Genomic DNA, 22,442 nt, shown 5'->3' with positions numbered 1-22,442 from the left:
AATTTATGTATTTTCTTTTATGTGCCTAGTCTAGCGCTTACTTTTATTTGTTATTTTTCTATGATATTCCTGTTTATTTTAATAACAACAAAAGCTCTCTTATACGAGAGCAATTGTTTTACTGAGAGTTTAAGTATGTGTATTTTAAAACTTTAACTTAATTATAAAACTAAGTAAGTTAAGTTTACCTCATTATTAATTAATTTATTATCTAAATAATCTTATAAATTAACTTTAGTTCCATAGTATGTGCATTCAAATAATTTTTCCATTGTTGCATCATCTATTTCTCTAGGATTTGATCCTGTACATGCATCTAATACTGCATTGTGTGCAATAAATTTAAGGTTAGCTTTAAATTCTGCTTCTTCAATTCCATATTCTTTCATTGAATGTGGAATACTTAATTGATCATTTAACTCATTAATTACTTTTATTAATGCATCTGTTAATTCTGCATCTGTATTTCCTTCTAATTTTAATGCTCTAGCAATATCAGCATATCTATCTTCACATTTTGTTCTATTATATTCAATTACGTATGGTAAGAATATTGCATTAGCACATCCATGAGGTATGTGGAATACAGCCCCTACTTTATGAGCCATTGAGTGAACTATTCCAAGTAATGCATTTGAGAATGACATTCCAGCTAAACATTGAGCTTCATGCATTAAGTTTCTAGCTTCTTTATCTCCTTCATATGATTTAATTAAATTTTCTTTAACCATTTCAATTGCTTTAATAGCTAATGGATCTGAAAAATTTGATCTTAATGATGCTGTATATGCTTCTATAGCATGAGTTAATGCATCCATTCCAGTATGAGCCACTAATTTAGCTGGCATAGTTTGAGCTAATGCTGGATCAACTATAGCTACATCTGGAGTTAAGTTAAAGTCAGCTAAAGGATACTTTATTTTTTCTGTATAATTTGTTATTACTGAGAAAGCTGTAACTTCTGTAGCAGTACCACTTGTTGATGGAATAGCTACAAATTTAGCCTTTTGTCTAAGATCTGGTAATCCAAATGGAACAACTGCTTGTTCAAAAGTAAAATCTGGGTATTCGTAGAATATCCACATAGCTTTTGCTGCATCTATTGGTGAACCTCCACCCATTGCAACTATCCAATCAGGCTTGAAGTTTCTCATTGCTTCTGCACCCTTCATTACTGTTTCTACAGATGGATCTGGTTCTACACCTTCGAATAACTCAACTTCCATTCCTGCTTCTTTTAAATAATCTTCAACTTGCTTAAGAAAACCAAATCTTTTCATTGATCCTCCACCAACTACTACAAAAGCTCTCTTACCCTTTAAAGTTTTAAGTGCTTCTAAGGATCCTTCTCCATGATATAAATCTCTTGGTAATGTAAAACGTGCCATAATTAATTCCTCCTAAAGTTTTATCCTTTATTTATATACCTTATGTATATATGTTTGTTATTAAATTCACAAACATGTACAATCAATACTATATATAAGCAAAAGCTGTGCCAACTTTTTATAATATTAAAATTTTTTATTTTTTCTATATGAAAAAAGACAATATCTAAAACATTTAACCATATATTTTATTTCATAGAATGAAAGAAACTCATTTAATAATGAGCTATAAACTAATTTTCATTAAATAAATGTTTTATAAAATATTAAAACATGCTTTTTTATTATTTTTTTAACATACTCTGGTTATTTGCGATATATACATTCTACAAAAATAAAAATGTCCTAAAATAGTACAATTCGTTTATTATTTATTGTACTATTTTAGGACACTGTTCAATTTTATTACACTTCTATGTTATACTTTTTAATTTTTAAATATAATGTATTTCTACTTATCCCTAAAACTTTTGCCACCTTAGTTATATTATTATTATATGATTTTATAGCTTCTATAATAGTTTTTCTTTCTAATTCTTCTAAATTAAAATCTTCTTCTTTAACTTGTAAATTTTTGGAATTACCCTTATCTTCCTTAAAAATCACCTGATTTATCCTCTCATCATTATCTTCCCATAAATCGAATGATAGAATTCCATCTAAATTAACTATATTTTCTATATAATTTTCTAACTGTCTAATGTTACCTGGCCAATTATATGATAATAACTTATTATATAATTCTCCTTTAATCTCAGGAATATGCTTATTTAGCTTAAAAGATTTTATTCTTAAAAAATATTCTATAAGCTTTTCTATATCACCTTTTCTCTCTCTTAAAGGTGGTAAAGTTATTGGAATAATGCATAATCTATAATATAGGTCTTCTCTGAAAGTCCCTTTCTTAACTTCTTTTTTTAGGTTTTTATTTGTAGCTGCAATTACTCTAACATCTATCTGAATTTCTTTACTTCCTCCTAGTCTTGTAACCCTACCTTCCTGAAGTACTCTTAGCAATTTAACTTGCATATCTAATGGCATTTCACCAACCTCATCTAAAAATAAAGTACCTCCATTTGCAGTTTCAAATTTACCTGCTTTTCCACCTTTTTTCCCTCCAGTAAATGTACCATCCTCATATCCAAATAATTCACTTTCTATTATATTAATAGGTATAGCTCCACAATTTATTGCAACAAACTTATTGTTTCTTCTCAAACTATAATTATGCATAGCTTGTGCTAAAATTTCTTTTCCTGTTCCACTCTCCCCTTGAATTAAAACCGTCGAGGGACTGTTAGATATAATCTTACAATTTGTTATTACATTATTAATAGCTGCGCTTTCTCCTATAATATCATTAAAGCTAAAAAATGCTCCAGTTGAATCTTTTACCCCTTTTTCTTCCTTTTCATTACTCATAGTTACAACCATTCCAACTATTTTTTTATTATGCCTAATTCCTTTAAAAACTAACTTTGTCTTATATCTACTTGTATGACTAAACTTTAATTCTTTAATAATAGTTTTTTCATCTGTATCTAATTTTTCTAATATATTTTCTAAATTAGGCAAAATATATTGTATTTTTTCTTTTAACAATAATTCTTTATCTTTATTAAAAATTTCTGCTGCAAATTTATTAATATTAGTTATTTTCCCTTCTTTATCTACAATCATAATACCTTTATCTAAATTTTCTATAACACTTTCCATATAGTTATACATTTGAGTCAAGATATTACTTATTTTTTTCTTATCTAATTCGTTTTCAATTGCCTTTACACCAAAAACTACTAATCCTAATGTATGTGGATGTTTCATATTACTTCTTCCAGTTAAATTTAAAGTTCCAATAATATCTCCTTTAGAATTATGAATAGGTGCAGCTGAACAAGTTAATCCTTGAAGACCATGTATATAATGTTCATTAGCAGTTATTTGAACACATTTATCTTCTTTAATCGCAGTTCCCATCGCATTAGTACCTATATTTTGTTCATCCATATAAGCTCCAATACTAATATTAATACAATCTAACTTACTAATGTTCTCTTCTATTCCTTTTATATATAAGATACATCCATTATTATCTGTAAGTACTATAATAAATTCATTATCCATTACAGCAGAAAAAACCATATCAATATATACTTTAGATACTTCTATTAATTCTTTATTTTTAATCAATATCTTTTCTAGTCTTTCTCCTGAAAGAATTTTTTTTGAATAATTTGATTTCTTTTTAACACCATAGCTTTCACTTCTTTTATGAGAATTCTCAATTAATATTTTTTTATTTTCCATAGTGCAACCCATCTTTCTTTATAACTAGTCTCATTGCTTCAACTTTCTTCAAATATCACTCATTCTATCATATTTCATTTTTTTGTACAAATTATAACTATAATGATTCTTTTATTAATAACCTAGTAGATTTCATGCTTCTAATTCCCCATATATATGTAAAAAAACTTTAGTAAACTAGTATATTTTCTTTTTATTCTTTAGGTGGTACTTATAATACCTCTAAAACAAGATATTCTAAAAGTTATCCACAAATTTTAAAATATATAATTTCCTAAAGAATAAAAAAATATAGGATATATAGTTATATTAAACTATATATCCCATATTTATAATTCTCTACTTAATTATATATTCTAATTAAGTTATTACATTTATAATCTTTTATAAAATTTTTATATAAAATTCTGCCTTTAGGCACATAAAATAATATACAAAAGAAGCGTTGTATCTTCTGTGCCAGACAAGGAAGTAAGTTTAAGTTAATAGCAAGCTATTAATTAATCTTAAATACTTTTTATTTATATTTAAATTCATCTAATCCATTCTTTACTTCAATAGCTATATCATTTAACTCTGTTGATAAATCATTCATTCTAATTGTTATATCCTCAAGTCCATGAGAAAAGGCTACTATTTCTTCACTAGATGCTGAAACCTCTTGTGCTACAGAAGCTACATCCTCAACATTTTTAAATATTGAATTTTTGTTATTATTAATATTAATAGCTTCTTTACTAATAGTAAATATTTTAGGGATTATTTCCTCTAATTTTTCATTCATACTATAGAAGGCTTGTACACCAAGATTCGCTATATTAATTTGATTTGACACGTTAACTCCAACTTCATCTGAAGCATTCATCAATTCCTTCATAGATTTCATATTATCAGTAACCAAATTATTTATTTCATCTACTGAATGTTTACTACCTTCAGCAAGTTTTCTAATTTCATCTGCAACAACTGCAAAACCTTTTCCAGCTTCTCCAACTCTAGATGCTTCTATAGCTGCATTTAAAGCTAATAAATTAGTTTGTTCAGCTATACCATTAATAATGCTCGTTATATCTGCAATTTTAGCTATGCTATTATTAAGATTTATCATCATATCATTGAATGTTTTAACATTATTATTAACTTTATCCGATGTATTTAGCAGTTCTGTCATTACATTTTTATTGTTATCATTTATATCTTTTACTGCTTTTGAATTCTCTTCTAGATTATTTATATGAATAACTATATTATCTATTTGATCAGAAAATAAATTTAATTTATTATTTATATTTATTAAATCTTCTGCTTGATTTAAAGCTCCTTTAGAAACATCATTAATTGCTAAAGATACTTGATTTGCAGAATTTTTTATTTCTTCTGAAACATTACTAATTTCATTTCCTTTGACTTGAACTTCGTCAGAACTAAGTCCTACTACAGATAACATATCCTTTATTGAATTTTGCATATTATTAGAAGCCCTAGCTATTACCCCAATTTCATCATTTAGATCTAATACTTCATTATCTAATTGTACTGTTAAATCTCCAGATCCTATTACTTCTAAATTATTAGATATATTATTAATGCGTTTTACTAACTTTTCCATAATCTTTATGAAAACTAGACTTATTATACCTATAAATGCAATTGCTATAATCCCAATTAAAAGCATCATATGATTTGCAGCTTTAGTTATTTCACTTTTCTCTACAAATGATAAATATGTTAATGGTAAATTATCTTTAGAGCTTTTTTCTGTATACATAATATATTTATTTCCTGATATAGTTAATTCTTTTTTTGTATTAGAAGTTAAATCTTTTTCTTCAAGACCATCTATACCTAATTCTTTTATATTTTTAGCTATTAAATTTGAATCTTTCCCATTAGAAATAACTGTACCTTGCTTATCTAATATTATTACAAATCCATTATCTCCATTTTTATATTTTTGGCTCAAGTCAGCTAGATTATCTAATGAAATTTCTATATTTAATACTCCTATTAATTTATTATCTACTTTAATATTCTTTATAGCTGCTAGATTAAACTCCCCATTAGTATTTACATTTGCATCCGTGTAACTAATTTTATCTGTAGCTATTGCACTTTTATACCATTGTCTTTCTCTAGGATCATAATTATTTTTTCTATCTACTGCTGGATATTGCAAATATCCACCATTATTATCCCCACCAAATGCTATACTTGATACTTTACTATTACCCTCTGTAAATGCTTTAAAATAATTATATAAATTTGATTCAATCTGACCATTTTCTAAAGGAGTCATTTTTAAGCTCCCACTTTCAGAAGCCTTATCAACATATGTAGTGATATTATTATCTTTTAAAGTTTTTATATCCATAGATCCTTCAATTGTATTTATGCTGCCTTCAATTCCATCAAAATATTCTTTTAAATATTCATCTAAATTGTTTTGATTTTGTAAAATTTTTTCATTAAAATTTTTAGTATTATAAGAAGTTATCATAAAAAATAAAAATACGGCTATTGATAGAAAAGCTATAGAATTGATAATTATTGTAGACATGACCAATTTCTTTTTTATACTTACACTTTTATTGTTTTTTTTCATAAGTTTCTTATTCTGCATTATTCACTTGCCCCCTTAAGTAATATGTTAATTTTTTTTACAATCGATGTTTATTTTTATAAATTTTATTATTTAATAAATATTGGTTATCATAGTAAAACTTTTTTAGCAACTTAAATTTCTAGAATAAAAATGTAAATAAAATAATTAATAATTATGTGATTTTAAAAATTTATAAAGTAATTTCCGCTTAAATACACTATGGAATAAATAGAAACAAGTACGAAGCATAACATATTAAGGGGAAATTTTTATATTAACAATATATCATAAAATAATAAAAATAAAAATTATTTTATTAACTTTATATTTGGCATTTTTTATCATTTAATAATAGCCTACTTATATTAATATCATTTAAATTAATAAATCTATGTCACTCATAGTAAACATAGATTTATTTATGTACAAATATTAAAATTGAAAGAATTTTTACTTTAAAATTTTTCTTTTATTAATTTTTTTATTCCAGTAATACCAATAACTGATAAGCTAGTAGCAATACCAACTAATGCGATAATTTTTCTATTTTTAGAATTTCTCTTTATTAAATGATATTTACAATATTTCTCATCCTCTTTCACAGTATTATAACATTCTTTAATTTTACACTTCATAAATACTCCTCCTTCTATTTTAAGCTATGTTCAAGTAAATTAACTTCCTCATAAAATATAGCCTATTTTTTTAATATGTTTTTTATAACTTTTTTTGAGTTATGTAATATTTGGTTTATATTTACTATTTTCGTTGCATTTAAGCTTTTATTTATAGTATTATCTTCTTTAAATTTATGATTCACATAATTTCTTCCATATAATAATTGATGCTGCCAAGAATTCTCTTCATTTTCAGGAGGTAACCAATTATATATTTTATTTTCTTCTATTATTTCATCTAAATTCTCTAGCTTTATAAATAAATATTGTAATTTTTCTTCTTCTATACCTTGAGATATTTTTAGATCTATTAATGTTTTTATTCCTTTTTTTAAATAAACATAATTCTCACATAATTGATTTAACTTTTTTTCCACATTTTTTTCTGAATACTTAATAGACCCAAAATTCTTTTCAAAAATATTTAATTCTTCCCATTGTGCAAAAAAACTCACTAAATTTATAAATTCTCTTAATACATTATCTAATCCTATATTTAATTTGCTTTGAGCCATAAGTTGAATAAAAATTTTTCTTTCTTCGTTATTTTCTAATAATGATTGTTCAAAATCATCTAATGCTGACATTATATTAGAATATCTATAATTTTTTTGACTTTCTTTAATATCTTCAACTAAAAAATTTACATCTTTTATTGTATTCTCTAACTTATTAAACTGTTTATTAATTATAAAATTACTAATATCTTTCTTACTACTTTTAAACATATATTATCCACCTTAAATATTATTTTTTCTATATTTTTATCTTTTTAGTTTTAATACAATAAGGCACATGAAATAAAATAATAGACGAGCATACTGGTCTATTATTTTTTTGAATGTGCCTAATATCATAATTGTTTTTTATATTGAGGAATATTAAAATATCTTCTCATAAAAACTTATTAAGTTTATGAGAAGATATATTTTAATATAATAAATTATAAACAAGGACGCATACTATCTGCACTTATTCCCATGGTAGATAAGTTATGTAATACAGCTGATGTTGTTGGTCTTATATATCCAAATAAACCAAGTACAAGAAGTGATGTATTAAACCAAAGTATATTTCTATAATTTTTATTTATCTTTACCATTAAATTTTGACTTATCTTTCTAACTGTGACAAGTGATTCTAAATTAGATGACATTAATGTTGCATCAGCAACTTCCTTTGCTATATCTGAACCATCTTTCATAGAAATAGATATATCTGCTGCTGCAAGTGCTGGTGAGTCATTAATCCCATCACCTACCATTATTACTTTATGTCCAGCTTCTTTTAGTTCTTCTATAATATTAGCTTTTTCTTCTGGTAATACTTGCGCATAAAATTTATCTATTCCTAACTTTTCACTTACAATTCTAGCGTTTTTTTCTCCATCACCAGTTAACATTATTACTTGATTTATTCCAGTATATTTTAAATTTGAAATTATTTGTTTTGCTTCCTCCCTTACTGGATCACTTATACAAATGAATCCTGCTGGTTTATTTCCAACTGCTAAATAAATAAGAGAATAACCATTACTTTCTTTTTCTATAAGTTCTTTTTGTTTATCAGACAATGAAATTCCTTCATCTTCAAATACAAAATGATAACTTCCTATTATTGCTTTTTCTTCATTAATAGATGAAGCTATTCCATGTGCTACAACATATTCTACTTTTGCATGTTCTTCTTTATGATGAAGTTCTTCTTCTGCTGCTTTTTTAACAATAGCTCTTGCTACACTATGTGGAAAATGTTCTTCTAAACATGCTGATGTCTTTAATACATAATTTCTTTCAAATCCATCAAAAGCTACAACTTTAGCTACTGTTGGAGATGCTACAGTTAATGTTCCAGTTTTATCAAATACAATTGTATCTGCTTCTGCTAATGCTTCTAAATATTTTCCACCTTTAACCATAACTTTATGAGTTGATGCCTCTCTCATTGCAGATATCACTGAAATTGGTGTAGATAATTTTATTGCACATGAATAGTCTACTAACAGTATTGCTAATGCTTTTGTGATATTTCTTGTAATTAAATATGTTGCTGCTGCTCCAAATAAACTAAATGGAACAATATTATCTGCTAATTTTTCAGCTTTACCTTGTATATTAGCTTTTAATTCCTCTGAATTATCTATTAACTCAATAATCTTGCTAATTCTACTTTCTGAGCATAAAGCTTTTACCTCTACTTTTATGTCGCCTTCTTCAACAACAGTCCCTGCATATACTACATCATCTTTCCCTTTTTCAATAGCAAGAGGTTCCCCTGTCATTGAAGATTGATTCACCATAGCTTCACCATCACAAACGACACCATCAACAGGTATGACATTTCCAGTATGAATAACTATTTTATCACCAACTTGAAGATTTCCTATAGGTATTAATATTTCTTTATCATCATTTGCTAACCATACACTTTCTACATTTATAGCTAAACTTTTAGTAAGTTCATTTTTAGTTTTCTTTCTTGTATAATCTTCAAGTAATTCTGAAATATTAAGTAGGAACATTATAGAACCTGCTGTTTTATAAGCTTTTTGAGATAAAGCTGCTCCAATTGATGCTGCATCTAATACATCAACATTTATCTCTCCTTGTAATAAGCTAGTTACACCTTTATTCATAAATTTAAAAGAATTCCAAATAGCTAATGTTTTACGTATGGGTGTTGGCATAAATAATTTTATAAATAATCTTTTTCCAAACATATGTAAAAGTGTATTTTGAAATTCTCTATCTATTTCCTTTGAATTTTCTTTATTGTCATCATCCAATTCTGGTAATTCTGATACATTAATATTAGAAATTATCTCAAATACTTTTTCTTTAAAATTTTCATTATAAAAAATCAGAATACTTCCAGTAACATGACAGGCATCTACATCTTCAATATAGTCACTTTTTTTTAAAACATATTCTATGCTATAGCTTTGTTCTAATGAAAAAGCAAATTCTCCACATCTCACTCTTAAACGGCCTGGCATATCATGGACTATTTTATATTTCATCTATAAATCACGTCCTTTTGCATTATTCCTTAGGCACAATCAAAAAAATAACAAGTCTATTTGCCAGCCTATTTTCCATCATACTGCCTTTTCAAATTGACCTAATAGACAGACAATGAGGACAATTTCTCTCCTTGCCTTATGAAAAATATTCATTGCAACTTTGGACTTATTATTTATTTTTATGTGCCTTAATTAAATATTAGGTTTCATCAGCTTGTCTATAAAGCTAATGAAACCTAATATAAAATAATTTTTAATTAAATCTTATTTTTCAGAAGATAGATCATTTTCTAAAGCACTTTTTCTTGCTTCATAACACATATCTTGTGCATCTTCTTTCATTGTTTCAAATAAATTTTGTGCGTCTTGTTGAAGTTTCATTCCATTAGCTAATGTGCTAACATATAATTTTTTAGCTGTTTTACTCTTCAAAGCTTTAACTCCTAAAGTACCAGCAACAACTCCACCTGCAAATATCATAAGTTTTTCATTTTTAAATATTTTTTCCATAGCTACCTCTTCATTCTATATTTTTATATTTCTACATTTTAAATTATATTTTTACAAAAATTATAATATCACATATTAAAAATGATTGTCAATTGAATTTGAAATTCATAATTTTATTCTACTACTACTAATTATTTATATCTTATAATTTTTTTATTATATGATTATCCTAAATTACTCTATAAAACTTATTCTTAAAATTATTAAATATTTTACAAATACTTAATTTAATAATTTAAATAAACTTTATTGGAATTTATATATTAAACAGTTTAAATGTAATAAAAATTAGGTTATAAAAATATTTTAAAATTGATAATGATTTTCATTTACAATTCAACTTTTATATGTTATATTATTTTCAGGCTTAATTTTATCGCGGCAAATCTTTACAGGAGATGATATTATTATGGCAAAAATGAGGCAACCAAGATTTAAATTATGTAGAAGATTAGGATTAAATGTTATCGGACATCCAAAAGCTATGAAAAGAGAAAATAATGGAAGTGCTAGAAACGCGAAGAAGCTTTCATCTTATGGTACTCAACTTCTTGAAAAACAAAGATTAAGAGCATACTATGGGGTAATGGAAAAGCAATTTGCAACTTATGTAAAGAAAGCACTTAAAGATAAAGAACAAACTGGCTCTGCTTTAATAAAAAGACTAGAATGTAGATTAGATAATTTAGTTTACAGATTGGGCTTTTCAACTTCAGTTGCTCAAGCACGTCAAATGGTTGTTCATGGACATATTTTAGTTAATGATAATAAAGTAAATATTCCTTCTTTCAATGTAAAAATTGGAGATGTGATTAATTTAAAAGAAAAGTCACAAAAAAATGAACTTTTTAAAGAAAACTTTTTATCACAACTTACCAATGTATATCCATATCTAAATAAAAATGAATCTAATTTTTCAGGTACTCTTATAAGACACCCTGAAAGACATGAGATTCCAATACAAATTAATGATTCACTAGTAGTAGAATACTACTCAAAACTTTAATAATTAATGACCTATATTTTTTTATATAAGGTTTGCTTTTAAATATAGGCCATTAAAAACAATAGTAAATAAAAAATTACTTTTGTTCTTTAATTAATTGCATCATTGAAAAGAGGTATATTACATGAAAGGCAATACAGATAAAAACCTAAATATAAAAAATAATTATAAAGACTACTTATTTTGGGAAAATAAAATCTTAAATGATTATCCATTATGGGAAGGTTCTTTTAATAAAAACTCTATAACTACAGAATCTAAAATTGCTTATACTGGAATACTAGACTCAAAAAAAAGTATTTTAAAATGCGGATGGGTAGTTTATCCTTCACTAAATTCTCTTTTAGGTTTTTTACAACATGTATTCTTACCTACTTCATTTTTAACTTATTTTGATCGTACATGTGAAGGATTCTTTATTCCAGTATCTACCTTTGATATTGTAACTCAAGAGGTAATTAAAAATAATTCTATTAATATAAATGATTTTAATTCAATGATACAATCTTATAATTTTTTAAATTCACTTTGGGAAAGTAATGAAGACAAGCTATTATTAGAATTAAATTCATTTTGTAATGACTTTAATTCTAGATGGGATAATGACCCTGAAAAAAAATTGTTCATTAAAATTTTTAATTCACCTTCAGATACATATGAATTTATAACTCAATCTATAGGATGGGATTTTGAAGAATTTGTTGAAGAAGAACTTTCTATGAGTTTAAGTGATCTTAAATTTACTTGTGATAATGTACTCAATGAACCTTTATTAAATAAAAGATTTATTGATATATTAAATATAAATATACCAATATTATTTTAGTAACTTAATAGAGAATTTAATCATAATTAACCTAACAGTGTTTTGCCAGAATACTGTACACCTTCTATTACATTAATTCTCTATTAGCACTAAAAAATTTCACTCCTTAAAAATATAAAAAATTAATGCCATATAAACGATATTCTAAAAAAGCATTAAATTAAAAGAAGATGATTTTTATAAAATATAGAAATCATCTTCTTTTAATTTTATTATTTAATATAGGTTCTATGATATTTTTAAATAAAACACATTTTTTGACATTGACTTTTACTTTAAGCCTACTTAATATCAGTAATAAGAATATTTATTTTTTTAAATTTACTTAATTAATTTACATATTTAAGATTTTAAATAAAATAATCTTAAAAACTCTACTTTTTATTAATTAAACTTATATGGAGGTGCATAATGGTTTTTTTATTAACATTAACATTAATCACATTTATAATTTTTTTAACTTCCTATTTAATGGATTCAAGAAAATTAATTAATGGACTTTTGTTTAATATTTTCTTATTTTCTGCAATGATAACAACTGTTGATATAGCATTTGAAACACAAAATAGTTTTTTAATGTTTTTAGTTCTTGCTTTTGGTATAATAGTTTTTTTAGTGCTTATATTTGGCATTTATGCATTAATTTTAGCATTATTTATAAATGCTAAAATTGTTCTAAAACGCGAAAGTAGAACCCGTGCTAATATGTTAACTTTCTTTTTAGCAATAGGATTAATTTTATATTTAATCTTCTCTGCTATTATAAGTAAAAACATTTTTCCTGATGAAGTAAATATGTTTTTAGGTGGTTTTAGTACTATTGTATTCTATTATTTATTTGACGTTTTTAATTTTTTAATGATATCTTTTCTTTATCAATTTAATAGACCAAAATTAAATCAAGATTTTATTGTTGTTTTAGGTAGTGGATTGATTGGAGAGAGAGTTCCTCCTTTATTAGCTAGTCGTATTAAGAAAGCTATTGAGTTCTATAATAAACAAAGTCTTGTTACTACTCCACCCAAAATTATTTTTTCTGGTGGGCAAGGACCTGACGAGAAAATTTCAGAAGCCTTAGCTATGCAAAGATATGCCGTTGAAAATGGTATTCCTATTAAAGATACTATTTTAGAAGATAAATCAGTTAATACATTACAAAATATGACGTTTTCTAAACAAATAATAGAGAACATAGTTCCAAAAAATTCTTCTAGTATATTTGTAACAAATAATTTCCATTTATTCCGTGCTGGAATTTATGCAAGAAAAGCTGGTTTAAAAAGTCAAGGAATTGGTTCTAAAACAGCTCTTTATTTCTTACCCAATGCTATGATTAGAGAATATATTGCTTTTGTAGTAATGTATAAAAAAAGACATGCAATTATTATTTCTGCATTTATAATAATAAATTTATTTTTAGTTATTATACAGCATTTCTTTGTTGCACCTTATTTATAGAGTTCATTTAAGGCTATGACATTTAAAACATAGCCTTATTTTTCTTAAAAATATTATAACCTATATATTGCTTTTGATTAAAAAAATAAAGGTATAGCTTAAAATTTCTATGAATATGTTTATTTTAAGCTATACCCTATTATTTTATATAATATTTTTTATTCAAAAATTTCCTTTACTTCATCTAATATTTTAAAATTAGTAAAATCAAAATGTAGTGGTGTTAATGTAACATATCCTTGAGACAAAAAATATAAATCAGTTTCATCTTTTTCTATTTCATTTCTAACACCTTTTGTTTGATAAATTTTATCATCATCTTCATCTAAAAGAATGTATTCTGTTTTATAAGTAGATTTTCCAATCTTACATACTTTTAATCCTTTTATATCCTGTTCATCTATATTAGGAACATTAATATTTAAAACCACATTGTTTTTTAAATATTTTTCTTCTGCCAAGTCAAGAACTTTGCTTACCCAATTAGCAGCTTTAGAATAATCTTCATCATCTCTATCCCAATCTACTTCCATAGATATTGCAATTGATGGTACATTATAAATTGCTCCTTCTATTGCAGCAGAAACAGTACCTGAATAAAGAATATCAATTCCACTATTAACTCCTCTATTTATTCCTGAAATAACAACATCGATATCATCTGCTAATAAAGATAAGCCTACCTGAGTACAATCCGCTGGAGTTCCAACGACACTATATGCCTTACAATTTAATCCTGAAATCTTTTCTTCCCTGATTTTAATTGGTGTATGGATGGATATTGAATGACTGGATGCACTTTTTTGTTCCCTTGGTGCAACAACTATTACATTATGCTTCTTTGATATTTTTTCAGCTAAAACTCTTATTCCTCTAGCGCTTATTCCATCATCGTTAGTAATTAAAATATTCATAATTCCTCCTATATTATTAATATCATACATTATATGTTTCAATTTAAGATATACTTTAATAAAAAATATACCTTTAGCTTAAAATCTATATTCTTATATAAATTCTAACTTTTTATAATACTTTTTATATTTATATATTAATAATACTAAAATTAAATCTAATTATCAAAAACCAATATGTGAATAGTATTTGCACTTTAATATTTTCTAATAACTATCTTATAATATTAAGTCTATGAATTTTCTTATTAACTAGTTCCCATTCATTATTAAAATGCTCTAAAAGATTTTTCTCAATTCATAAACTAGCTTAATATAATAAAAAAAGCCAGACACAAACTTAAGTAGTGTTCTGACTTCATTATTATATAGAAATTAGAATATTAAAACATTCTTAGTCCAATCCTAGGTAGCCTACCCAAAATAGTGTATAATTCTGAAATCACACTTGATTAATAATCCATTCCTCTTTTGCAAAATTATATTCAATTTTAGCTCTTATATTAGAAGTTTAACAACAAACCACATATTTTTCTATTCCTAACGCCACACCATCATTATACACAGTATCTGTAACTTTGTTTGCATATTTTTTAACCTCATCACATGCATTTCCCATTGCTATTCCACATCCAACTATTGATAACATTTCTATATCATTTTTCCCATCTCCAAATGCATAGCTATTTTCAATTGGAATATTTAAATAATCTAAAGCTTTTAGTATTCCAGTTGCTTTAGTATTTTTCTTTGCATATAATTCAAAAGATTTTTCATCTATACTACTAAAATAATCATAATCAGAATTACTTTTTATTAATGATAAACATACTTTTGAAGTTTCTTTATCACTACATAACATTTCTACTTTATGAACATTAATTTCTTCAATATCATAATTACTAGTTATATATCTTCTTGAAATGCCTAAACCATCATAAAAATTATAAAACTCTTTAAAATATTCTTTCATATATGAATACAATTCACCCTCTAATATATATTGAATATTATGTTTTTCAAACTCAGATATTAATTTTTTTACAAACTCTTTATTTATAGGATCATTATATATAGTCTTATTATTGATTATTACTTGGGCTCCATTTGCTAAAATAAATCCATCAAATCCAAAATCCAATATAGCTTGGCTCAAAAATGCATAAGGTCTACCTGAAGCAATAAAAACGTAATCTCCATTTTTTTGTAATGAACGAATTACCTTTTTAACTTTCGGTGTAATCTCTACTAACCCATTAAAACAATCTAATAATGTACCATCTATATCTAAAAATATAACTTTCTTCATAAATCCATCCCCTTATTTCCTATTTGTTCTGATTTTATATCGTTTATTCCCATTTGTCAATTGAATTCATTATAAATTTATATTACAATGATAATAAATAGTAATTTTAGGAGATTTAAAAATGTTTATTGAAGAGCGTTATAAATATATTTTAGACTTATTAGACAAAAATGGAAAAGTATTAGTTAAAGATTTAAGTAAAGAATTTAATGTAAGCGAGAGTATGATAAGAAAAGACCTTCAGGCTTTAGAGAAAAAAAATCTATTACAACGTACTTATGGTGGAGCTATAAATGTAAGACATACAATTGTTAATTGTCAAAGTTTTAGTAAGCGTGTAGTTGAAAACATGGATTTAAAAGAAATTGTTGCTCAAAAAGCCTTTAATCAAATAAATGAAAATGATACTATTTTTTTAGATGCATCAACTATTTCATATATAATTGCAAAATTAATAGTAAAAAATGATAAGCCTATCACTTTAATCACAAATATGTTTGAAATATCATCATTAATTCCTGAAAATTCAAAAACGCATTTTATTTTCATTGGTGGAGACTATAATTCACTTGTAGGAGGCAGTATTGGGTCATACTCTATTGAACAAATCAAAAAATATCGTTGTAATAAAGTATTTTTAGGTTGTACTGGAATTGATCTTAGCGATGGTAGTATAAGTACCACGCTCTCAGAAGATGCCTCTACCAAACAAGCTATGATAAGCATATCTAAAGAATTATTTTTAGTGATGTTAAATGAGAAATTTAAAACAAATGGTAATTTTATTTTTTCAAATGCAGTAGATTTTCATGGTATTATTACTGAATCTCTACCTAATAAATCTATAGTTAATTTGCTTGACGAATATTATGTTGATTTAATATAAAAATCTAATTACTATTTAATCAATTAAGGAGGAATACAATTGGTATGATTTTGAATAATTTAAAATCAATAATCTGTTTTATTGTTGTAACATTAATATTAAAAATTATTGATATCCCGAATATTACATATTTTAACAGTCCATTAATTCTGCTTATAATCATCCTTTTAATTATTTTATATATTTTATATGGTTTTTGTTTTCTTGATAATCTTGGTTCGTTTAAGAAAAATTATTTATCAGTTATTACTTTTGTTATTATTGGTGCAGTTGTATGGGGAATTTGTTTTCATAATACAGATTATAAATTTTTAAATCATTATTCAGGCGATGATAATTTTCTATGTCAATGGTGGTTTGATCATGATTATAAATGGCAGTATTTTAGCTCTTTCTCACTACTTAAGTACATTACTTTTCCAATAGAAATTATTACATCATTAATAAATAATAACTTTAATGATATTTCAACAGAGGCTTCAAATTCAGATATTTTAAATATATACCATATTTTTTTGCCAAGTTTATTTTTATGTGTAGGAATAAAAGCTAGAATTAAATTTAAACGTAATAAAATCATAGTCAAATAAGGGAAGCCAATAGACTTCCCTTAAAAATTGATATATTTTAATCATTATTCCAAAACATATCGTAATATTATTTTTCTTTCTTTAATATCAATTAATTTTTCGAACTATTTCTTCACAAAGTTTATGAGTCTCTAAGGCATCCTCTATTGTAATTGATGGCTTATTATTATTTTGAATACAATTTAAAAATTCATCTATTATACCCTCAAATCCTTTTTTATATAGAGTAGTCTCCCATGCCCCGAACTCTTCCATAGAAGTTTTATTTTCTTCAAAAGATTTTTTAGAGGCAAGCTCCTTTAAAACAACCTTTTTAGAAGTTGTCATATACTCTAATGTTTCTTCATTTATTCCATTTTCTCTATTCATAATAGCTATAGAAGTTGTATTTTTATTTGATAATTTTACTAGCACTGAAGAAACTTTCTCTCCTTTTTTCTTATAATCAACAGTAATATCATCTACTTCACCATTCATTAAAAATCTTATTGTATCAATAACATGAATAAAATCATCAAATACAAAAAATCTCTTTTCTTCTGGTTCTTTAAACCTATTTTTTTGCATAATGATAATATTTGCCGTTCCTAATTCTTTTAATTCTTTTATTCTTGGAGAAAATCTTCTATTAAAACCAACCATTAGTAATGCATTATTCTTCTTTGCTATATTATAAAGTTCTACTCCTTCCTCATAACAATAACTTATTGGTTTATCAACATAAACATTTATCTTATTTTCTAAAAGCTTTTTGCATATTTCATAATGTGATTCTGTAGATGAGTGTATAAAAACTCCACAAACGTTACTTTTTATTAAATCATCTATGTTTGTTACAGATTCTTTAATTCTATATTTTTTACTAATTTCATTTAAGGTACTTGTATTCCTTGTACATAATACAAGCTCTATATCTTCCTTACTTGTTATAAATGGAAGATATGCTTTTTTGCAAATTTTCCCTATACCTATAATTCCAATTCTCATATTGTTATTCTCCTATATTTCTTTTAATGAATTTTTTTACAATATATTAATTATAATATAATTTATTTAATTATAATAATAGAGAATCTAACAATTGTTTTGCTTCTTTGAAACACTAGTCGCTAAAATCATTACAATTCCAACTAATACATATATAAGTTTCCCAATTAATACATTTCCAGGTATTGAAAAAGCTGGTTCTACTATGTCCAAAGATAGTGGGTAGTTTGAATAGAAATTACCCCCAAATAAATCAACAGCATAAGGTAATGGAAGATAATTCACAAGTATTACAATTACCATTAAAACAAAAACTATTACTTGATTATATTGTCCGCCAAAAACTCCTAGACCAAATATAAACAACATTGATGGTATTAGTGTAACAAGAGTTGGCAATACAAGACTTCCAAAGTTAGTGAAATGAAAATTCACTTTATAAAACCAAAGACTATATCCAATAGGTACAAGAGAAATTAAAACAAAAGCTATAATAATAGATACATAACGTAACATTTTAAACTTAAATGGATCGATAGGGGTTGCTTTTGTTAAATCCTGTACCTTCTTTTCTTGTTTTGAATAAAGAAAAGAGATAAAAAATAGCAAAGCAACAAGTAAAATCGGTAGCATTTTACCAAGATATACTCCATAACTCCAGCTAGAAAATGGAGCAGTATTTGAAATCCCAAGAATAATATCCCCACACATAATCTGATGGCTATAAAAAGCAGAAATAATAAGTAATCCTAAGAAAAATTTATTTATAAGCAATCTTTTTAGTTCATATTTAAATAAGCTACTCAATGTTTAAGTCCTCCTCTTTTAATCCACAGGTATCTAAAAAGTCCTGCCATGTAATTTTTGAATTTGCACTATTCTCATATAGTTTAGCTAGGATTTTATTCATTTTATCTTCACCGCCAACTAAATCAGCAGCTTTCAAAATTTGAAGAGGCATTTTTGCATATAAACGTGTGACTCTATTGTAGTCACTAACTTCATCAGCATATTTTTCTGGTAGTATATCTAAATATTCTGGATGCCTATTATAAAAATTATTATCTTGTTCTTTTACACTTTGCTTCCATATATCTATATAATTATTTTTTGCATATTCTTCACCATATGCTTCCTTCGCAACTAGATACGTAGTATATACGGCAAAACCTTCTGCTGACCAGTTTTCATTATTTTCACCTTCACCTATACTTGTTAATCCCCACCATTGATGTGCAAGCTCATGCCCTAGTACTTCAGCTTTTGTTGCTCCATTTAATTTATCATTTAGATTTTTATCACTAAAACTACTTTCTGGAATAGTACTAAAATTGGGTAATCCTAATCCACCACAAATAAATATGGTTCTTTGTACTATTTTTAATGGGTTATCCTCGGAAATATTATGCAACTTACCATAGTGAGAGGTACAATATTTAATAGTGTCATCCATAACCTTTTCGGCATTCATATCTTTCATTTGTTCTTCAATTTTACGACTATAATAAAACTCCATTGGCATACTTCTATCACCAAGCTTCTTTATAACATAATCTCCTCCCATAATAGTGAAGAAACTTTCACCTTTAACATGGAAAGACCAAATTTTATTTTTTCCATTTTGAGAAACCATTTTTACTGTGTTTCCATCAACACTCCTTACAACTTTATGCTCTTCATCATCTTCTCGTATCTGTTCTCCATATACCATTGGTGTAAACTCTGTCGGCATAGTGAAATTTCCTTCAACTGGTGCTCCATCCTTATTAATTGATACCCTAAGTTGTGGATAAATAAAACTTGCATTAAAAAAATCTATGCCTTTGTTATTAAGGTTACATGATACAACAAAAAGATCTCCATCCTCTTCAAAAATTTTTGGCGTACCATCATATTCTAAATTAATATTAATTTCTTTATCATCTGGTACATTAAATATAATATTGTTCTTTTTATTGTTTAAATTCTTAAATGTAATTTCTTTTCCATTTACTATTATCTTGTGAACAGTATATCCAGAGTTCATTACAAGGTTACATTCTTGTTCACTATTACTCAAATTTTTAATAAAATAAGTTACCTTTCCTGAAACTCTATCTCTGTTAGTATCAAATACTATATCTAAATCAGTATTATATAATTCAAGTTGTTTATTGCGTTCAGTTGAAGTATTGAATTTAGATTCTAAGGAAATATTAGGTTGATTTATATAAGCATAAACTGCACTACTGATTAATAACACAACAAATAAAGGAATATATACTTTCCTTGAATTGTAGAAAATTGACTTAAATAACCCTTTTTCATAACGACGTACACATAACAATCCTATTAACCATAACCCACCAAATGCTAAGAACCAAAATAAACGATTATGTTGCATCAAACGAAATACTATATCATTACCAAAATAATCGGAAAGTGCATTAATAATTGGATTTATCCAATGTAAAATATTAACATTCTCAAACCATTTACTAAAGCCAACTAACATAAATGCAATAAATGTAACCATACTGATATCTACGCGACCAAAAATCTGGTAAAATGCAGAAATCACTAAGATTGAAAATAATACAGATGGAAGCATTAAAAGAAAAAAACTATTCCAATAAGTATAAGGATCAAAAATATTTCCCATTTTTATAAATGTATATGGAAAATAAAGTACTGATGTAATAGAAACAGAAATAATAGCTACTATTCCTATTGATATCAATCTTACTATATTAAGTATTAATGGAGAAACAATACTATTAGTTAATGCCTCTGTTTCATGTTTACGCACCCTATCAAATTCTAACAATGTTAAAATTGCAAATAAAATCCCCCCTCCTAGCGCTCCAGCCATAGATGGATTTGCAATCAAATCACCAGATAAAGTTGAAAACCATGAAGTTTTATATAACTTATATCCTGCCATTGGAGAAATCATTGTTAATATCATAACTAAATAAACTATTTTTAAATGAAAAATACGATTTAATTCTACTCTTAAATATAAAAAGAGTTTCATTCTTAGATCACCTCTTTTTCCATAATAAGATACATATAAGCATCTTCTAAGGTAGGCTCTACAACTTGTGCAAAATCTGGCAGTGTTTCTGCTACAATACGACAAACAATTCCTCGTGATGTATTAACTCTAGCTGTTATCTTATATTCTTGATTACTATTTTTTTTCACTTCCTCTTTAAAATTAGTACTTTCTGCTTTTTTCTCCTCAAATACCCCAACATGATTATGAGCTAAAACAATCAGTTGCTCTGGTGTACCTGTAAACAAAATTTGACCATGATTAATAACAATCAGTTTATCGCACACTGATTGTACATCCTCAATTATATGGGTAGATAATAAGACAATTTTGTCTTGTGCTGTTCTAGAAAATAAGTTACGAAAATTAATACGTTCCTCAGGATCAAGGCCAACGGTTGGTTCATCAAAAATAAGGAGTTCTGGATTTCCCATAAGTGCTTGAGCAATACCTACACGTTGTCTTTGACCACCTGATAAAGTGGAAATACGTGCTTTCCTTTTTTCCATTAGATTAGTCTTCTTAATGACATCATTAATAATTCTTTTTCTATTGTTTATTCCTTTCAGTGCTGCTATATAATCAAGAAACTGCCATACTGTAAGTTCGTCATAAAGTCCAAATGATTGTGGCAAATATCCTAATCTTCCTTTTAACTTTTTTTCATTTTTAAGCAAAGGTACACCATCTATAATAATCTCTCCATTAGTTGGTAGTAATCCTGCTACAAGGAGTTTCATAAGTGTTGATTTTCCAGCTCCATTAGGCCCTAAAAGACCAATAAGGCTTGGACTTTCCATTTCTAATGAAATGTCCTGTAATGCTTTTTTCCCTTTTGGATAAATCATATTTAAATTTTTAATCGAAATATTCATAATGTTTTTTTATCCTTTCTTTAAATATCCAATATAAAAAAAGTACTT

18 protein-coding genes are annotated in these 22,442 nt (G+C 25.9%); 5 read left to right on the top strand and 13 right to left on the bottom strand.

The features are described from left to right. Positions 1 to 221 precede the first annotated feature (221 nt). From ACYUET_RS14905 to ACYUET_RS14875, 7 genes are all read right to left on the bottom strand, one after another. Positions 222 to 1,388, bottom strand: coding sequence for an iron-containing alcohol dehydrogenase (locus ACYUET_RS14905; protein WP_460280903.1), 1,167 nt, complete (start codon positions 1,386 to 1,388; stop codon positions 222 to 224). Positions 1,389 to 1,793: 405 nt separating this feature from the next. Continuing rightward, entirely contained in the window at positions 1,794 to 3,695 is a 1,902-nt protein-coding gene (locus ACYUET_RS14900) for a sigma-54-dependent Fis family transcriptional regulator (protein ID WP_460280902.1), read from the bottom strand. A gap of 517 nt (positions 3,696 to 4,212) precedes the next feature. Then, the gene (locus ACYUET_RS14895; protein WP_460280900.1) at positions 4,213 to 6,315 is read right to left on the bottom strand and encodes a methyl-accepting chemotaxis protein; all 2,103 of its coding nucleotides are present in this window, start codon (positions 6,313 to 6,315) and stop codon (positions 4,213 to 4,215) included. 437 nt (positions 6,316 to 6,752) lie between these two features. Beyond that, positions 6,753 to 6,932, bottom strand: coding sequence for a hypothetical protein (locus ACYUET_RS14890; protein WP_460280898.1), 180 nt, complete (start codon positions 6,930 to 6,932; stop codon positions 6,753 to 6,755). Positions 6,933 to 6,994: 62 nt separating this feature from the next. Further along, positions 6,995 to 7,702: a hypothetical protein gene (locus tag ACYUET_RS14885; protein WP_460280896.1), complete on the bottom strand. Its 708-nt coding sequence runs from the start codon at positions 7,700 to 7,702 to the stop codon at positions 6,995 to 6,997. Positions 7,703 to 7,917: 215 nt separating this feature from the next. Then, positions 7,918 to 9,993: a heavy metal translocating P-type ATPase gene (locus ACYUET_RS14880; protein ID WP_460280894.1), complete on the bottom strand. Its 2,076-nt coding sequence runs from the start codon at positions 9,991 to 9,993 to the stop codon at positions 7,918 to 7,920. 267 nt (positions 9,994 to 10,260) lie between these two features. After that, positions 10,261 to 10,506 (bottom strand): DUF6110 family protein, encoded by a 246-nt coding sequence (locus tag ACYUET_RS14875; RefSeq protein WP_460280892.1) that lies wholly within the window; start codon positions 10,504 to 10,506, stop codon positions 10,261 to 10,263. Positions 10,507 to 10,915: 409 nt separating this feature from the next. Between ACYUET_RS14875 and rpsD the strand changes: the two genes are divergently transcribed. The 3 genes from rpsD (at position 10,916) to ACYUET_RS14860 (ending at position 13,796) form a co-directional block, all read left to right on the top strand. Further along, the gene (rpsD, locus tag ACYUET_RS14870) at positions 10,916 to 11,512 is read left to right on the top strand and encodes a 30S ribosomal protein S4 (RefSeq protein WP_460280891.1); all 597 of its coding nucleotides are present in this window, start codon (positions 10,916 to 10,918) and stop codon (positions 11,510 to 11,512) included. A gap of 124 nt (positions 11,513 to 11,636) precedes the next feature. After that, positions 11,637 to 12,338, top strand: a complete 702-nt coding sequence (locus ACYUET_RS14865) for a hypothetical protein (protein ID WP_460280889.1) — start codon at positions 11,637 to 11,639, stop codon at positions 12,336 to 12,338. Positions 12,339 to 12,749: 411 nt separating this feature from the next. Then, positions 12,750 to 13,796, top strand: coding sequence for a YdcF family protein (locus ACYUET_RS14860; protein ID WP_460280887.1), 1,047 nt, complete (start codon positions 12,750 to 12,752; stop codon positions 13,794 to 13,796). A gap of 158 nt (positions 13,797 to 13,954) precedes the next feature. Here ACYUET_RS14860 and surE read toward each other — a convergent pair whose 3' ends face one another. Further along, a complete protein-coding gene (surE, locus tag ACYUET_RS14855; protein WP_460280885.1) occupies positions 13,955 to 14,710 on the bottom strand; it encodes a 5'/3'-nucleotidase SurE in 756 nt (251 codons plus the stop codon). Between the two features lie 511 nt (positions 14,711 to 15,221). Continuing rightward, positions 15,222 to 16,019: an HAD family hydrolase gene (locus tag ACYUET_RS14850; RefSeq protein WP_460280883.1), complete on the bottom strand. Its 798-nt coding sequence runs from the start codon at positions 16,017 to 16,019 to the stop codon at positions 15,222 to 15,224. A gap of 121 nt (positions 16,020 to 16,140) precedes the next feature. Here ACYUET_RS14850 and ACYUET_RS14845 point away from each other — a divergent pair, with 121 nt between their 5' ends. Together ACYUET_RS14845 and ACYUET_RS14840 are read left to right on the top strand one after the other, a co-directional pair. Beyond that, a complete protein-coding gene (locus ACYUET_RS14845; protein ID WP_460280881.1) occupies positions 16,141 to 16,905 on the top strand; it encodes a DeoR/GlpR family DNA-binding transcription regulator in 765 nt (254 codons plus the stop codon). A 44-nt stretch (positions 16,906 to 16,949) separates the two neighbouring features. After that, complete coding sequence (locus ACYUET_RS14840) at positions 16,950 to 17,495, top strand: hypothetical protein (RefSeq protein WP_460280880.1); 546 nt, start codon at positions 16,950 to 16,952, stop codon at positions 17,493 to 17,495. Positions 17,496 to 17,582: 87 nt separating this feature from the next. Here the strand turns inward: ACYUET_RS14840 and ACYUET_RS14835 are convergent, their stop codons facing one another. The 4 genes from ACYUET_RS14835 to ACYUET_RS14820 all read right to left on the bottom strand — a co-directional run bounded on the left by ACYUET_RS14835 (position 17,583) and on the right by ACYUET_RS14820 (position 22,394). Then, complete coding sequence (locus ACYUET_RS14835; protein WP_460280879.1) at positions 17,583 to 18,482, bottom strand: Gfo/Idh/MocA family protein; 900 nt, start codon at positions 18,480 to 18,482, stop codon at positions 17,583 to 17,585. 87 nt (positions 18,483 to 18,569) lie between these two features. Continuing rightward, entirely contained in the window at positions 18,570 to 19,289 is a 720-nt protein-coding gene (locus ACYUET_RS14830) for a hypothetical protein (RefSeq protein WP_460280877.1), read from the bottom strand. After that, a complete protein-coding gene (locus ACYUET_RS14825) occupies positions 19,282 to 21,498 on the bottom strand; it encodes a M1 family aminopeptidase (protein ID WP_460280875.1) in 2,217 nt (738 codons plus the stop codon). The genes ACYUET_RS14830 and ACYUET_RS14825 overlap by 8 nt, the downstream gene beginning before the upstream one ends. Positions 21,499 to 21,500: 2 nt before the next feature. Then, positions 21,501 to 22,394, bottom strand: a complete 894-nt coding sequence (locus tag ACYUET_RS14820) for an ABC transporter ATP-binding protein (RefSeq protein WP_460280873.1) — start codon at positions 22,392 to 22,394, stop codon at positions 21,501 to 21,503. Positions 22,395 to 22,442: the final 48 nt, after the last annotated feature.

Source organism: Clostridium sp. CTA-5 (assembly GCF_054768135.1).
Note: the sequence above shows the minus strand (reverse complement) of the source record. Positions and strands in the feature narration are given on the sequence as shown.

What these genes read in the sequence shown, in the direction of transcription:
- ACYUET_RS14905 (WP_460280903.1), bottom strand. Translation starts at nt 1,388, where the DNA reads ATGGCACGTTTTACATTACCAAGAGATTTATATCATGGAGAAGGATCC.
- ACYUET_RS14900 (WP_460280902.1), bottom strand. Translation starts at nt 3,695, where the DNA reads ATGGAAAATAAAAAAATATTAATTGAGAATTCTCATAAAAGAAGTGAA.
- ACYUET_RS14895 (WP_460280900.1), bottom strand. Translation starts at nt 6,315, where the DNA reads ATGCAGAATAAGAAACTTATGAAAAAAAACAATAAAAGTGTAAGTATA.
- ACYUET_RS14890 (WP_460280898.1), bottom strand. Translation starts at nt 6,932, where the DNA reads ATGAAGTGTAAAATTAAAGAATGTTATAATACTGTGAAAGAGGATGAG.
- ACYUET_RS14885 (WP_460280896.1), bottom strand. Translation starts at nt 7,702, where the DNA reads ATGTTTAAAAGTAGTAAGAAAGATATTAGTAATTTTATAATTAATAAA.
- ACYUET_RS14880 (WP_460280894.1), bottom strand. Translation starts at nt 9,993, where the DNA reads ATGAAATATAAAATAGTCCATGATATGCCAGGCCGTTTAAGAGTGAGA.
- ACYUET_RS14875 (WP_460280892.1), bottom strand. Translation starts at nt 10,506, where the DNA reads ATGGAAAAAATATTTAAAAATGAAAAACTTATGATATTTGCAGGTGGA.
- rpsD (WP_460280891.1), top strand. Translation starts at nt 10,916, where the DNA reads ATGGCAAAAATGAGGCAACCAAGATTTAAATTATGTAGAAGATTAGGA.
- ACYUET_RS14865 (WP_460280889.1), top strand. Translation starts at nt 11,637, where the DNA reads ATGAAAGGCAATACAGATAAAAACCTAAATATAAAAAATAATTATAAA.
- ACYUET_RS14860 (WP_460280887.1), top strand. Translation starts at nt 12,750, where the DNA reads ATGGTTTTTTTATTAACATTAACATTAATCACATTTATAATTTTTTTA.
- surE (WP_460280885.1), bottom strand. Translation starts at nt 14,710, where the DNA reads ATGAATATTTTAATTACTAACGATGATGGAATAAGCGCTAGAGGAATA.
- ACYUET_RS14850 (WP_460280883.1), bottom strand. Translation starts at nt 16,019, where the DNA reads ATGAAGAAAGTTATATTTTTAGATATAGATGGTACATTATTAGATTGT.
- ACYUET_RS14845 (WP_460280881.1), top strand. Translation starts at nt 16,141, where the DNA reads ATGTTTATTGAAGAGCGTTATAAATATATTTTAGACTTATTAGACAAA.
- ACYUET_RS14840 (WP_460280880.1), top strand. Translation starts at nt 16,950, where the DNA reads ATGATTTTGAATAATTTAAAATCAATAATCTGTTTTATTGTTGTAACA.
- ACYUET_RS14835 (WP_460280879.1), bottom strand. Translation starts at nt 18,482, where the DNA reads ATGAGAATTGGAATTATAGGTATAGGGAAAATTTGCAAAAAAGCATAT.
- ACYUET_RS14825 (WP_460280875.1), bottom strand. Translation starts at nt 21,498, where the DNA reads ATGAAACTCTTTTTATATTTAAGAGTAGAATTAAATCGTATTTTTCAT.
- ACYUET_RS14820 (WP_460280873.1), bottom strand. Translation starts at nt 22,394, where the DNA reads ATGAATATTTCGATTAAAAATTTAAATATGATTTATCCAAAAGGGAAA.